This window comes from Shinella sp. GW821-FHT11G07 (assembly GCF_058808115.1).
In genome coordinates this window covers 70,908-84,359 of the sequence record NZ_JBXARJ010000008.1, presented here as the reverse complement: position 1 = coordinate 84,359, position 13,452 = coordinate 70,908, and the positions used below count along the sequence as shown (strand labels likewise).

The 13,452-nt window shown below is 63.4% G+C and carries 14 protein-coding genes; 12 read left to right on the top strand and 2 right to left on the bottom strand.

What is annotated here, in order from left to right:
• The first annotated feature begins 80 nt into the window (after positions 1-80).
• The 6 genes from AC1RT2_RS16725 (at position 81) to AC1RT2_RS16700 (ending at position 6,368) form a co-directional block, all read left to right on the top strand.
• A complete protein-coding gene (locus tag AC1RT2_RS16725) occupies positions 81-1,403 on the top strand; it encodes a L,D-transpeptidase family protein (RefSeq protein ID WP_069059191.1) in 1,323 nt (440 codons plus the stop codon).
• A gap of 192 nt (positions 1,404-1,595) precedes the next feature.
• Positions 1,596-2,894, top strand: a complete 1,299-nt coding sequence (gene glyA, locus AC1RT2_RS16720) for a serine hydroxymethyltransferase (protein WP_069059190.1) — start codon at positions 1,596-1,598, stop codon at positions 2,892-2,894.
• Positions 2,895-2,903: 9 nt separating this feature from the next.
• Positions 2,904-3,383: a transcriptional regulator NrdR gene (gene nrdR / locus AC1RT2_RS16715; RefSeq protein WP_069059189.1), complete on the top strand. Its 480-nt coding sequence runs from the start codon at positions 2,904-2,906 to the stop codon at positions 3,381-3,383.
• Complete coding sequence (gene ribD / locus AC1RT2_RS16710) at positions 3,384-4,481, top strand: bifunctional diaminohydroxyphosphoribosylaminopyrimidine deaminase/5-amino-6-(5-phosphoribosylamino)uracil reductase RibD (protein ID WP_493103640.1); 1,098 nt, start codon at positions 3,384-3,386, stop codon at positions 4,479-4,481. It abuts the gene before it with no gap.
• A complete protein-coding gene (locus tag AC1RT2_RS16705; protein ID WP_493103639.1) occupies positions 4,481-5,098 on the top strand; it encodes a riboflavin synthase in 618 nt (205 codons plus the stop codon). Before ribD ends, AC1RT2_RS16705 begins: the two co-directional genes overlap by 1 nt.
• A 133-nt stretch (positions 5,099-5,231) precedes the next feature.
• The gene (locus tag AC1RT2_RS16700) at positions 5,232-6,368 is read left to right on the top strand and encodes a GGDEF domain-containing protein (RefSeq protein ID WP_493103637.1); all 1,137 of its coding nucleotides are present in this window, start codon (positions 5,232-5,234) and stop codon (positions 6,366-6,368) included.
• A 6-nt stretch (positions 6,369-6,374) separates the two neighbouring features.
• Here AC1RT2_RS16700 and AC1RT2_RS16695 read toward each other — a convergent pair whose 3' ends face one another.
• Positions 6,375-6,878 carry a cupin domain-containing protein gene (locus tag AC1RT2_RS16695; RefSeq protein ID WP_493103635.1) on the bottom strand — a complete coding sequence of 168 codons (504 nt, stop codon included), beginning with the start codon at positions 6,876-6,878 and terminating at the stop codon, positions 6,375-6,377.
• A 199-nt stretch (positions 6,879-7,077) separates the two neighbouring features.
• On the opposite strand from AC1RT2_RS16695, the gene ribH reads away from it, so the two are divergent.
• The 4 genes from ribH (at position 7,078) to AC1RT2_RS16675 (ending at position 11,588) form a co-directional block, all read left to right on the top strand.
• Entirely contained in the window at positions 7,078-7,539 is a 462-nt protein-coding gene (gene ribH, locus AC1RT2_RS16690) for a 6,7-dimethyl-8-ribityllumazine synthase (protein ID WP_069059184.1), read from the top strand.
• Complete coding sequence (gene nusB, locus AC1RT2_RS16685) at positions 7,536-8,018, top strand: transcription antitermination factor NusB (protein WP_069059183.1); 483 nt, start codon at positions 7,536-7,538, stop codon at positions 8,016-8,018. Before ribH ends, nusB begins: the two co-directional genes overlap by 4 nt.
• Before the next feature lie 14 nt (positions 8,019-8,032).
• Complete coding sequence (locus tag AC1RT2_RS16680) at positions 8,033-9,259, top strand: MFS transporter (protein WP_493103632.1); 1,227 nt, start codon at positions 8,033-8,035, stop codon at positions 9,257-9,259.
• A 193-nt stretch (positions 9,260-9,452) separates the two neighbouring features.
• The gene (locus tag AC1RT2_RS16675) at positions 9,453-11,588 is read left to right on the top strand and encodes a sodium-translocating pyrophosphatase (protein ID WP_493103630.1); all 2,136 of its coding nucleotides are present in this window, start codon (positions 9,453-9,455) and stop codon (positions 11,586-11,588) included.
• Between the two features lie 72 nt (positions 11,589-11,660).
• On the opposite strand, the gene AC1RT2_RS16670 is transcribed toward AC1RT2_RS16675, so the two are convergent.
• Positions 11,661-12,164 carry an outer membrane protein assembly factor BamE gene (locus tag AC1RT2_RS16670; protein WP_493103628.1) on the bottom strand — a complete coding sequence of 168 codons (504 nt, stop codon included), beginning with the start codon at positions 12,162-12,164 and terminating at the stop codon, positions 11,661-11,663.
• Between the two features lie 126 nt (positions 12,165-12,290).
• On the opposite strand from AC1RT2_RS16670, the gene AC1RT2_RS16665 reads away from it, so the two are divergent.
• Both AC1RT2_RS16665 and AC1RT2_RS16660 read left to right on the top strand, forming a co-directional pair.
• On the top strand, positions 12,291-12,845 hold the full coding sequence (locus AC1RT2_RS16665; RefSeq protein WP_493104008.1) for a ubiquinol-cytochrome C chaperone family protein: 555 nt from the start codon (positions 12,291-12,293) through the stop codon (positions 12,843-12,845).
• A gap of 19 nt (positions 12,846-12,864) precedes the next feature.
• Positions 12,865-13,419 (top strand): YceD family protein, encoded by a 555-nt coding sequence (locus tag AC1RT2_RS16660; RefSeq protein ID WP_493103626.1) that lies wholly within the window; start codon positions 12,865-12,867, stop codon positions 13,417-13,419.
• Positions 13,420-13,452 lie beyond the last annotated feature (33 nt).

Sequence of the window (13,452 nt, the reverse complement as noted above, 5' to 3'; positions counted from 1 at the left end):
CTGCATCGGGTATGGACCTTTGGTCGATGTGCCGCGTGCACTTCGCCGCCCGTTGCGGCGCTCAGGAGATGGTAGGATAAATGTCTCGCAAACCCGGATTTGATGTGTTCTCGCGCCGCGCCTTCCTGCGCTCCGCCGCAACCTTCGGTGCCGCCGCCCTGGCTGGCCCCGCGCTCGCCCAGACAGCGCTCGACGACATCCTCAATACTCCGCGCCGCGGCAACTGGGACGACCAGTTCGATGCCGAAGCCTCGCGTACCGCCACTGCCGTGGTCTCCAACAACCCGATCTTCGGTTCCGGTACGTCCGGCTACCTCCAGCAGGCGATTGTCGATTACCAGAACATCGTCTCCACCGGCGGCTGGCCGTCGGTCAACACCCAGCAGAAGCTTGAAATGGGCGTCTCCGACCCGGCCGTGCAGCAGCTGCGTCAGCGCCTGATCATTTCCGGCGACCTGCCGCGCTCCGCCGGTACGAACGGCGCCTTCGATTCCTACGTGGACGGCGCCGTCAAGCGCTTCCAGGCGCGTCACGGCCTGCCGTCCGACGGTGCCGTCGGCGAATATACGCAGAAGGCCCTCAACGTCACCGCCGTCGTTCGTCTCGGCCAGCTCCAGACGAATCTCGTGCGCCTCCAGGCGATGTCCGGCGATCTCGGCCGCCGCTATGTCGTGGTCAACATTCCGGCCGCGTACATCGAGGCTGTCGAAAACGGCCGCGTCGCTTCGCGCCACACCGCCATCGTCGGCAAGATCGACCGCCAGTCGCCGGTGCTGAACTCCAAGATCTACGAAGTGATCCTCAATCCCTACTGGACCGCGCCGCGCTCGATCATCCAGAAGGACATCATGCCGCTGATGCGCAAGGATCCGACCTACCTCGCGCGTAACTCCATCCGCCTGTTCGACGGTTCGGGCGGCGAAGTTTCGCCGGAAACGGTCGACTGGAATGCCGAAAAGGCACCGAACCTGATGTTCCGTCAGGACCCGGGCAAGATCAACGCGATGTCGTCGACGAAGATCAACTTCCACAACGAGCATCAGGTCTACATGCACGACACGCCGCAGCAGGGCCTGTTCAACAAGCTGATGCGTTTCGAATCGTCGGGCTGCGTGCGCGTTCAGAACGTGCGCGATCTCTCGCTCTGGCTGCTCAAGGATACACCCGGCTGGTCGCGCTCGCAGATGGAAGCGACGATCAAGAGCGGCGTCAACACGCCGGTCAAGCTTGCCGAGGAAGTGCCGGTCTTCTTCACCTACATCACCGCCTGGTCGGCCAAGGACCGTGTCGTGCAGTTCCGCGACGACATCTACCAGAAGGACGGCGCAACCGAGCTTGCCCTCCAGACCGGTTACAACCAGGAAGGCGGCCAGGCCGTCGACAGCGACCTTCTGCCGCAATAAGGCAAATTGTCTGATTTTTTCAAAGGCCTCGCATTCCACGGGAATGCGGGGCCTTTGTCGTTTCGGCTTTTTGCACCTTGTCGTTTTTATCGCATAAGGCGCGTGGAAATGGCGCAAACCGTGGAGCGGATATTGCCCTTGCCATGCGAGGACGTTAAACACCGTGCCACCCACCCTTAAGGAGCCTCGAGGATGAGCCAGTCTTCCGCCACCGAAGTTTTCTTCACGCGTTCCCTTGCCGATACCGATCCGGATATTTTCGGCTCCATCGAGAAGGAACTCGGTCGCCAGCGCCATGAAATCGAGCTGATCGCCTCCGAGAACATCGTTTCGCGCGCCGTGCTCGAAGCCCAGGGCTCGATCATGACGAACAAGTATGCCGAGGGTTATCCGGGCAAGCGCTATTACGGCGGCTGCCAGTTCGTCGACATCGCCGAAGAGCTTGCCATCGAGCGTGCGAAAAAGCTGTTCGGCGTCGACTTCGCCAACGTCCAGCCGAACTCCGGTTCGCAGATGAACCAGGCCGTCTTCCTCGCGCTGCTGCAGCCGGGCGACACCTTCATGGGCCTCGACCTCAATTCGGGTGGCCACCTGACGCACGGTTCGCCGGTCAATATGTCAGGCAAATGGTTCAACGTCGTGTCCTACGGCGTGCGCGAAGGCGACCACCTTCTCGACATGGACGACGTTGCCGAAAAGGCGCGCAAGAACAAGCCGAAGCTCATCATCGCCGGCGGCACCGCCTATTCCCGCATCTGGGACTGGAAGCGTTTCCGCGAGATCGCCGATGAAGTCGGTGCCTACCTCATGGTCGACATGGCGCACATTGCCGGCCTCGTTGCCGGTGGCCAGCATCCGTCGCCGTTCCCGCATTGCCATGTTGCGACGACCACGACGCACAAGTCGCTGCGCGGCCCGCGCGGCGGTGTCGTTCTGACGAACGATGCGGATATCGCAAAGAAGATCAATTCGGCCGTCTTCCCGGGTCTCCAGGGCGGCCCGCTGATGCACATCATCGCCGCCAAGGCCGTTGCCTTCGGCGAAGCGCTGCAGCCGGAATTCCAGGATTACGCCGCGCAGGTCGTCAAGAACGCCAAGACGCTGGCCGAGACGCTGAAGGCCGGCGGCCTCGACATCGTTTCGGGCGGCACCGACAACCACCTGATGCTGGTCGACCTTCGCAAGAAGAACGCCACCGGCAAGCGGGCGGAAGCAGCACTCGGCCGTGCCTACGTCACCTGCAACAAGAACGGCATCCCGTTCGACCCTGAAAAGCCGTTCGTCACCTCCGGTGTCCGTCTCGGCACCCCGGCCGGCACGACCCGTGGCTTCAAGGAAGCGGAATTCACGGAAATCGGCAACCTGATCGTCGAGGTTCTCGACGGCCTGAAGGTCGCCAATTCCGACGAGGGCAATGCAGCGGTCGAGGCGGCCGTGCGGGAAAAGGTCGTCGCGCTGACGGGCCGCTTCCCGATGTACCCTTACATGTAAGGAACGAGAATGCGCTGCCCCTATTGTGGTTCGGAAGATTCGCAGGTGAAGGATTCCCGTCCCGCAGAGGACGGGGCCGCCATTCGCCGCAGGCGCATCTGCCCGGATTGCGGCGGTCGGTTCACGACCTTCGAACGGGTGCAGCTGCGCGAGCTGATGGTTGCCAAGAAGACGGGCCGCAAGGCCCCCTTCGATCGCAACAAGCTCGTGAAATCCTTCGAGATCGCGCTTCGCAAGCGGCCCGTCGACCGGGACCGCATCGAACGCGCGGTCTCGGGCATCGTCCGGCGCCTCGAAAGCTCCGGCGAGACGGAAATCTCGTCCGAAGAAATCGGCCTCCAGGTGCTCGAAGCCCTGAAAGCTCTCGATGACGTGGGCTTCGTGCGCTACGCCTCGGTCTACCGCGACTTTTCCCATGTCGACGATTTCGAGAAGATCCTCTCCGAAGTTGCCGCCAAGATCGCCCGGGATCCGGGCGCGGACGGCTAGATGTCCGGCCTGGCCGAAGACGAACGCTTCATGGCAGCGGCGATCCGCCTCTGCCGCCGCAATCTCGGGCTTACGTCCACCAATCCTTCCGTCGCCTGCCTGATCGTCAAGGACGGCGTGATCCTCGGCTCGGCCGTGACGGCACCGGGTGGCCGGCCGCATGCGGAAACGCAGGCGCTCGCGGAAGCGGGCGAAGCGGCTCGGGGTGCTACCGCCTATGTGACGCTCGAACCCTGCTCGCATCACGGCAAGACGCCGCCCTGCGCCGATGCGCTGATTGCCTCCAGTGTGGCACGCGTCGTCGTTTCGGTGACGGACCCGGACGAGCGGGTAGCGGGCAGGGGGCTTTCGATGCTGCGGGATGCCGGCATCGCGGTCGAGACGGGCGTTCTGGAGGCGGAAGGCCGCGCGGCACTCGCGGCGTACTTGAATCGCCAGACGAAGAAGCAGCCTTATGTGACTCTGAAACTTGCCGTTTCTGCCGATGGCATGCTCGGCCGGCTGGGGGCAGGGCAGGTGGCCATAACCGGTCCCGTTTCGCGCGGACAGGTGCATGTGCTGCGCGCCGAGACGGATGCCATCCTGATCGGCATCGGCACGGCGCTCGCCGACGATCCCGAACTGACCTGCCGCCTGCCAGGGCTGGAAGCGCGCTCGCCGGTCCGCATCGTGCTCGATCCACGCCTGGAACTGCCGCCGACATCAAAACTCGCCGGGACGGCGCGCGCGGTGCCGGTCATCGTGGTGACGGCGAAGGAAAGCATGGATGACCCGGCCCTCGCTCTTCGCCGCGAGGCACTCGAGGCGCTCGGCGTCGAGGTGCTGATCTGCGATCCGCGCCGGCTCGATGCGCTGCTGACCGCGCTCGCCACGCGCGGCATTTCCTCGTTGCTGGTCGAAGGTGGCGCACGGGCGGCGCGGTCTTTCCTCGACGCGGGCCTGGTCGATCGCGTCCTGCTGTTCAACGGCACCGGCACCATTGGCAAAGACGGCGTCGCATCCCCATTTGTGTCGGAGCGGATGCCGGACGGGTTTTCGCTCAGCCACACGGCCCGCTATGGTGCGGATGTTTTGCAAGATTACGAAAGAGACGAGTGATGTTTACCGGCATTGTCACGGATATCGGAACGGTCGAGAAGATTGAGCCCATGAACGAAGGCGTTCGCCTTCGCGTGCGCACCAACTATGACCCGGCCACCATCGACATGGGGGCGTCGATTGCCCATTCCGGCACCTGCCTCACCGTCACCGCGCTTCCAGAAGAGGGGGCGAATGCCCGCTGGTTCGAGGTCGAAGCCTGGGAAGAGGCGCTGCGGCTGACGACGATCGCCGGCTGGAAGGCCGGCACCAAGATCAATCTGGAACGCTCGCTGAAGATCGGCGACGAACTCGGCGGCCACATCGTCTCCGGCCATGTCGATGGCAAGGCGGAAATTCTCTCGGTCGAAGCCGAGGGTGATGCCACGCGCTACCGCATCCGTGCGCCGGAAGGCTTGGAGCGCTTCGTCGCGCCCAAGGGCTCCATCGCGCTCGATGGCACCTCGCTCACCGTCAACGCGGTCGATGGCGCGGTCTTCGACGTGCTGCTTATCCGCCACACGCTGGAAGTGACCACCTGGGGTGAGCGCAAGGCGGGCGACTTCGTCAACTTCGAGGTCGACACCATGGCGCGCTATGCGGCGCGGCTTGCGGAGTTTCCCGCACCCAAGGCGTGACGTCGGCGTGACAGTCGCCGGCGTTGTCACGGAGCGGGACAATCGTCGATAAAAAACCAACGGTTGCGGTAACGATATCGATACCTCTCCCTCCCTAGGGTGCGCGCATCGGATCGCTGGAGACCGTTGCCGCATGGCGCCTCACTACCACACTCTTTTGCTGGCGATCGGCCTTGCAGGCTTCTGCCTGTCGGCGACGCTCTTTGCTTCGTGGATGTCGGCGCGGGTCGAGCGTTTTCTCCTGTCCTGGTCGATCGGCATCGGCTTCATCGTGCCGGCCGTCATCGTCTACAGCGTCTATGTCGAGCGCCCGACCGTCGCGGTCGCGTGCCTAGCTTTCGTGCTGCAGTTCCTGGGATTCGCCTTCATCTACGGCGCCGCCTACCGGTTCCGTTCCGGCAAGAGCGGGCGCCAGCGCATCGCTGTTGTGTTTCTCGCCTGCTCGGCCATTGCACTGCCGCTGCTGGCCGCAGGTTTTGATGGCCTCGGCTTCATCGCGCTCAATCTGCTGCTGGCCGGCTGCCTCTCCGCGACAGCACGCGAATACTGGCAGGGCCGTGCGGAGGCGCCGCTGCCGCTGACCGGCATCGTCATGCTCTACCTGCTGACGGCTGTTTCATTCCTGCTTTGCGCCGGCGTGCTGCTCCATGACGGGCAGTGGGTGATGGGGCACGCGCCGGAAAACTGGGCGGAAAATCTCAACCTGATTGCCGCGATCATCGGCATTACCGGCATCGGCGCCATGTCGCTTGCCCTCAACCAATGGCGTGTGGCCGGCAACCACCAGCGCGCCGCCATGACCGACGCATTGACGGGCCTCCTGAACCGCCGCGCCCTCTTCGACACCTATGGCGGAGAACCGGTCAGGACGCACACCGCGGCCATCGCCTTCGACCTCGACAGTTTCAAGTCGGTCAACGACCGCCACGGCCATGCCGCCGGTGACGCGGTGCTGAAAGCTTTCGCCGATGTTCTGCGCGATGCCTGTGGCGCGGGCGCCTGCGTCGCTCGTCTCGGGGGCGAGGAGTTCATCGTCGTGCTCGACCGCACCGTGCCGGATCGCGCCCAGCACATCGCCGAACGCGTCCGCATGGATTTCGCAGTAAAGCTCATCCCCATCGGTGGTCGCTCCATCACCTGCACCGTCAGCGCCGGCATCGCCTTGGGCGGTGAGGACTGTGTGAACTTCGATTCCCTGCTGAGCAATGCCGACAAGGCGCTCTACATATCCAAGCGGAACGGCCGGAACCGCGTCTCGCTGGCCGCCTGACCTGCCCTAAGCGCCGGGTTCGCCCTCCCAGTAGTCGATCTCTTCGCCCATCCGCCGCATGGCGCTGTATTCCGTCCTGCCGCCCATCGCGACCCGTGTCTTGGCAAGGAGCTTGCCGGAATCGGGATATTCGCAGATTTCCGTGGCCGCCATGGAGGAGATGGAGAGATATTTGAGCGGGACCGTACCGGTGTTGATGATCTGGTGCGCGGTTTCCGTGCCGCCGGCCGGTGCGCCCAGTACGTCGCCCGGCCCGACGAGATACCGCTCGGTGCCAAAGCGGTAGGTGCCGTGGCCTTCCAGGATGACGAAAAGCTCATCTTCGACGTGATGATTGTGGAAGGGACAGCCGGATTTTCCCGGCGGCACCTCGCCATAACCGATGCCGAGGTCCTTGAGGCCGAGACGGGCGCCAAAGGATGTGTCGCGGGATTCGTAGAGCGTGCCTTGGCTCCAGTGTTCGAGTTCCAACCCGGCTATGCTGACGACCGGGGATTGCTGTTCACTCATGTCGGTTTCCTCCTACCGGGAATTGACATATCGTTCTTATTTTGTTCCGATATGTCAATCCTGTTTCAGGCGGTGGGCCTTTGCCGGGGGCCGAAATCGCCGCACGGGGCGGAAAATGCTTGCCAAGCACCGTCGGGCGTGGTTTGACCGCCGCCTCTGCCCGCAGATGCGTGGCTTGCTTCCAATTTTCAGGTGATTTATGGCCAACACCGATAATCCCCATCTCCTCATCGTTGAAGCCCGCTTCTACGATGACATGGCCGATGCGATGCTCGACGGCGCCAAACATGCGCTCGACGCCGCTGGCGCCACCTATGATATCGTGACCGTCATGGGCGCGCTCGAAATCCCCGCGGCCGTCGCCATGGCGCTCGACGGTGCGGAAAACGGCGGCACCTGGTATGACGGTTTCGTCGCGCTCGGCATGGTCATCCGGGGTGAGACCTATCATTTCGACATCGTCGCCAACGAATCCAGCCGCGCGCTGATGGACCTCGCCGTCAGCGAGAGCCTGCCGATCGGCAACGGCATCCTGACTGTCGAGAACGACGCGCAGGCGTGGGCGCGCGCGCGCCGCTCCGAAGGCGACAAGGGCGGTTTTGCCGCCCGTGCGGCACTCACCATGATCGAGCTGAAGAAGAAACTGGGCGGCGAACAGTGACGACGGACAAGGACCAGCAGCCGGTAAAGCCGGCCAACCAGCGCGGCGCAGCGCGGCTTGCGGCCGTGCAGGCGCTCTACCAGATGGACGTCGGCGGCGCTGGCGTGCTTGAGGTTGTGGCGGAATACGAGGCGCACCGCCTTGGCCAGGAACTCGACGGCGACACCTATCTCAAGGCCGACGCCTCGTGGTTCCGCTCGATCGTCTCGGGGGTCGTGCGCGATCAGCGCCTGCTTGATCCGATGATCGGCGCAGCGCTTCAGGATGACTGGGCGCTTTCGCGGGTCGATTCCACCGTGCGCGCCATCTTGCGCGCCGGCACGTTCGAACTGAAGGAACGCAAGGACGTGCCGATCGCCGTGATCGTCACGGAATATGTCGAAATCGCCAAGGCGTTCTTCGAAGACGAGGAACCGAAGCTGGTGAACGCGGTGCTCGACCGTATCGCCAAGCAGGTCCGGACGGATATCCGCAAGTAGATTGGTAGAATGGCATGAGCACGGGTACGGTCGAAGGTCTTGAACGGGAACTTTCGGCCGCGCGCCGCAACGTGTTCCTGCTGACATTTGCGCAGGCCCTGCTTGCCTCGGCCGGCCCCATCGCCTTTTCGATCGGCGGCCTCGCCGGCTACAACCTGCTCGGCGAGGACAAATCCCTTGCCACCGCCCCGCTGACCGGCTTCAACATCGGTGTCGCGCTTGGTGCAGTTCTGGTCGCCATCGCGGCGCGCTTGCTCGGCCGAACCCATGGTTTCATTGTCGGCGCGCTGCTGGGGGCCTCGGGGGGGCTCATCGCGGCCATCGCGCTTTTCCGCGGCGATTTCTGGCTCTTTGCCTTCGGCTTCGTGTTCATCGGCATATCGGGTGGTTTTGCGCAAAAAATCCGCTTTGCGGCCGCCGATGCGTCGCCCTCGTTCTACAAGCCGCGTGCCATTTCCTGGATTCTGGCCGGCGGCGTGATTTCGGCCGTGCTCGGCCCGCAAGTGGTCATCTTCACCAAGGATCTGTTCGAGCCGGTGCTGTTTGCCGGCGCCTTCGTGGCGCTGCTGCCGCTCTGCCTTGCTGCCATCCCGCTCTTCCTGTTCCTGCGCCTGCCCGATCACAAGGCCGCGGGAACCGCGAGCGGCCAGGCCGCGCGGCCGCTGAAGGAAATCGTGCTGACCCAGCGTTTCCTGACGGGTATGTTTTGCGGCATTTCCTCCTACGCGCTGATGACCTTCATGATGACCGGCGCGCCGCTCGCCATGGTCATCGGCTGCGGCTTCTCGCCGGAACTCGCGACGCTCGGCATCCAGTGGCATGTGCTTGCGATGTTTGCGCCGAGCTTCTTCACCGGCATCCTGATCCAGCGTTTCGGTACGGAAAAGGTGGTAGCCGCCGGCCTCATCATTCTCATGGCCTGCGCGGGTGTCGCCCATGCCGGCATCGAGCTCTGGAACTTCTGGGGTGCGCTGATCCTGCTCGGCCTCGGATGGAACCTCGGCTTCATCGGCGCCACCGCCATCGTCGCCTCCAGCTACCGGCCGCACGAAGCCGACAAGGTGCAGGGTTTTCACGATATCGTGCTGTTCGGTGCGGTGGCGCTCGCCTCCTTCTCCTCTGGCAAGGTGTTCAACGCTTATGGTTGGCAGGCGATCAACCTGATGTTCTGGCCGATCACCGGTGTGAGCCTCATCCTCGTTCTCCTTCTCATTTTGCGCACCCGCCGCGCCACGGCCTGAGCACCTCCAACGGTCGACGCCGAAAAATCCAGCGCTCAGCACGGCTTGCCGCAGTGCGGCGGCTTGACGCAGCCGATTCGCAAACGCACTCTGGCCCCGCGCCGGCCCCCGCCTTGTGAGGAGGCAAACGGGAGCGGGCGCGTATTCGGCTATGGGGAGAGGACCCCGTGGTCTTCAAGGAGGACAGAGCGAAATGACCATATTGCTGGGCGTTATCGCATGCGGGTTGCTCTCGGTGGTTTATGCCATCTGGGCGACGAGGTCGGTGCTTGCCGCCGATCAGGGGAATGCCCGCATGCAGGAAATTGCAGGTTATATCCGGGAAGGGGCACAGGCCTATCTCACCCGGCAGTACAAGACCATTGCCATTGTCGGGGTTGTCGTCTTCGTCGGCACCTGGCTTCTGCTTTCCGCAACGGCTGCCATCGGCTTCCTGATCGGCGCCGTGCTTTCTGGCGCCGCCGGCTTCATCGGCATGCACGTCTCCGTCCGCGCCAATGTGCGCACGGCGCAGGCCGCGTCCGTCAGCCTGTCCTCCGGCCTCGACATCGCCTTCAAGTCGGGCGCGATCACCGGCATGCTTGTTGCCGGTCTCGCGCTCCTGGGCGTTTCGATCTACTACGGCTATCTCACCGGCGTTCTCGGCCTGGATCCTGCCTCGCGTGAGGTCATTGATTCGCTCGTCGCGCTCGGCTTCGGCGCTTCGCTGATTTCCATCTTCGCCCGTCTCGGTGGCGGTATCTTCACCAAGGGGGCCGACGTCGGCGGCGATCTCGTCGGCAAGGTCGAAGCCGGCATTCCGGAAGACGACCCGCGCAACCCGGCAACCATCGCCGACAATGTCGGCGACAATGTCGGCGATTGCGCCGGCATGGCCGCCGACCTGTTCGAGACCTATGCGGTGACCGTGGTCGCCACCATGGTTCTTGCCGCGATCTTCTTTGCCGGCACGCCGGTTCTCGCGAGCACCATGATTTATCCGCTTGCCATCTGCGGTGCCTGCATCATCACCTCGATCATCGGCACTTTCTTCGTGAAGCTCGGCTCGAACGGCTCGATCATGGGCGCCCTCTACAGGGGCCTGATCGTCACCGGCGCATTGTCGATCCTCGGACTTGGGGCTGCAACGTCGCTCACGGTCGGATGGGGCCCGATCGGCACGGTGGCAGGCAAGGAGATCACCGGTACGAACCTGTTCATCTGCGGCCTGCTCGGCCTCGTGGTGACGGCACTTATCGTGGTGATCACCGAGTACTACACGGGCACCAACAAGCGCCCGGTAAACTCGATCGCCCAGGCCTCCGTCACCGGCCACGGCACGAATGTCATCCAGGGCCTTGCCGTTTCGCTGGAATCGACGGCGCTGCCGGCGATCGTCATCGTCGGCGGTATCATCGCGACCTACCAGCTTGCCGGTCTGTTCGGCACCGGTATTGCCGTCACCGGCATGCTCGGCATTGCCGGCATGATCGTCGCGCTCGACGCTTTTGGCCCGGTCACCGACAATGCCGGCGGCATCGCCGAGATGTCGCACCTGCCGCCGGAAGTGCGCAAGTCGACCGACGCGCTCGACGCGGTCGGTAACACGACCAAGGCCGTCACCAAGGGCTATGCAATCGGCTCCGCCGGTCTCGGCGCGCTGGTGCTGTTTGCTGCCTATTCGAACGACCTCGCCTACTTCGCGGCAAATGGCGACAAATATCCGTACTTCGCGGATATGGGGCCGGTCTCCTTCGACCTCTCCAACCCCTATGTCGTCGCCGGCCTCATCTTCGGCGGCCTCATCCCGTATCTCTTCGGCGGCATCGCCATGACGGCCGTCGGCCGTGCGGCAGGGGCCATCGTGGAAGAAGTGCGCCGGCAGTTCCGCGAGAAGCCCGGCATCATGGCGGGCACCGAGCGTCCGGACTACGGGCGTGCCGTCGACCTGCTCACCAAGGCGGCGATCCGCGAAATGATCGTGCCGTCGCTGCTGCCGGTCCTGGCGCCGCTCGTCGTGTATTTCGGCGTGCTGCTGATTTCCGGCTCCAAGGCCTCGGCCTTTGCGGCACTCGGCGCGTCGCTGCTCGGCGTCATCGTCAACGGCCTCTTCGTGGCGATTTCCATGACCTCCGGTGGCGGTGCGTGGGACAATGCCAAGAAGAGCTTTGAAGACGGCTTCGTCGACAAGGACGGCCAGCGTCACATGAAGGGCTCCGACGCCCACAAGGCGTCCGTCACCGGCGACACCGTCGGCGATCCCTACAAGGACACGGCCGGCCCTGCAGTGAACCCGGCGATCAAGATCACCAATATCGTGGCGCTCCTGTTGCTCGCCGTTCTCGCCTGATCGGAAGACCGGCAAAAAAGAAACCGCGGGGAGCGATCCCCGCGGTTTTTTGTTCGGGAATGTCGGTGCGACCTACCTCGACGTGTTGCCGAAAACGTTCTGCAGCGCCGATCCGGGATTGGCGCCGCCGCCGCGCAGCAGCTGTCCAAGGAAGGTGAGTTCCTTGCCGCCGGTCGGCGTGATTCGGGCGATCATGTCGAAGACCCTGCCGTCCTTCAGCGTGTAGTGCGCGAGACGCTCGACCACGCCGTCCTTGTCGAAATAGACGGCGAGCACGCTCTGCTCGATGAGCTTCGGTTTCATGAAGGCTGCGGAACGCTTGCGCGTCTGCGAAACGTAGTAGAAGACCTCGTTGTCGAAGGTCGCGGTTGCGGACGGCGAGCCGAGGGAAAGCAGAACCTGTTCGCGCGACGACCCGACGGGGGCGAGGGCCAGTGTTTCCTGGTCGACGACATAACCCTGGTGCAGAATTTCGCTCGGGCCCTGGCAGGCGGCGAGAACAGACGCGGAGAGGGTGACGGCAACGGCGGCGTTACGCAACAGTTTCATGTTCAGGGCATCTCTCTTCAACGACATCCACAGGACTGTGATGGCCGCGCAGCCATTGCAATTCATGCCTGCTTCGGTAAACCAGCTTCGACCGTCATGCAACATGACTTGCGACGGCACCATGGTTTGAATCGGGCAAAACTAGGCTTTATGATGATTTTCGGCCTGTTCGGCAAAAAAAACGGCAACCGGCGTATCGTCGAAAAGCAGTATGCGACGCTCACAAAGGCGGCGCGGCATCCCTATCTCTATGAAGTGCTTGATGTTCCTGACACGGTGATGGGTCGTTTCGAGATGCTCTCGGCGATTTTGATCCTCTACTTCCGGCGCACCCGCAAAAGCGACACGTCGGGCCAGGAGATCGCTCAGGAGATCGTGGACGCCTTTTTCGAAGACGTCGATCATTCGATTCGCGAGCTTGGCGTGGGCGATGTCGGCGTGCCGAAGCGCATGAAGAAATTCGCCGGCATGTTCTATGGTCGGCTCGAATCCTATGCCGCGGCGCTCGATTCCGCTGATCGGGAAGCCTTGGCTGCGGCACTGCGGCGCAATATCTATCCGGAGGGGGGCGAGACTGCCCCAGCCATGGATGGGCTTGCCGGCTATCTCTTTGCGGCCGAGGCAGCGCTGATCGCCGCCAACGAAGATGACATCAGGATCGGTGCGCTCACCATAGCGGAACCCGATCGCGAAGGACGCGCTGCCTGAGGGCAGGGAAGGCAAGACGATGAAAAACGATGACGACATTCCGTTCTCCTATGCGGTCAAGGTGGGGCGCATTTCGGCCAATCCGGTCGAGGTGACGATCAGCGCCGATGCCGAGGAACGGTCAGGGCTGGCAAAGCTTTGGTCCGTGCTGGAGGTGAAGGCGCTTTCGGCGACCTTCACGGTGCAGCGCTGGAAACGCGACGGCGTGCGCCTCAGGGGCCGCGTCACGGCGGATATCGTGCAGGCCTGCGTTGTCACGCTGGACCCGGTCGCGGCCCATATCGACGAGCCGGTCGAAGTCGTTTTCGTGCCGGAGGGCTCGAAACTCGCCCGGCCTGTGGTCGCGACGGAAAGCGGCGAAATGTTGCTTGACCCCGAAGGTCCCGATGCGCCGGAAATCTTCACCGGCGATACGATCGATGCCGGTGTGGTCGCGGCCGAACATGTGGCGCTCGCCATCGATCCCTATCCGCGCAGGGCCGATGTCGCCTTTTCGGGTCATATCGAGAGCACGGACGAGGACGACAAAAAACCGTCGCCTTTTGCCGTTCTGAAGGACTGGAAAAAAGACTGAACCGGCTCGCAAGCGTCGGATAATTCAGTTGTG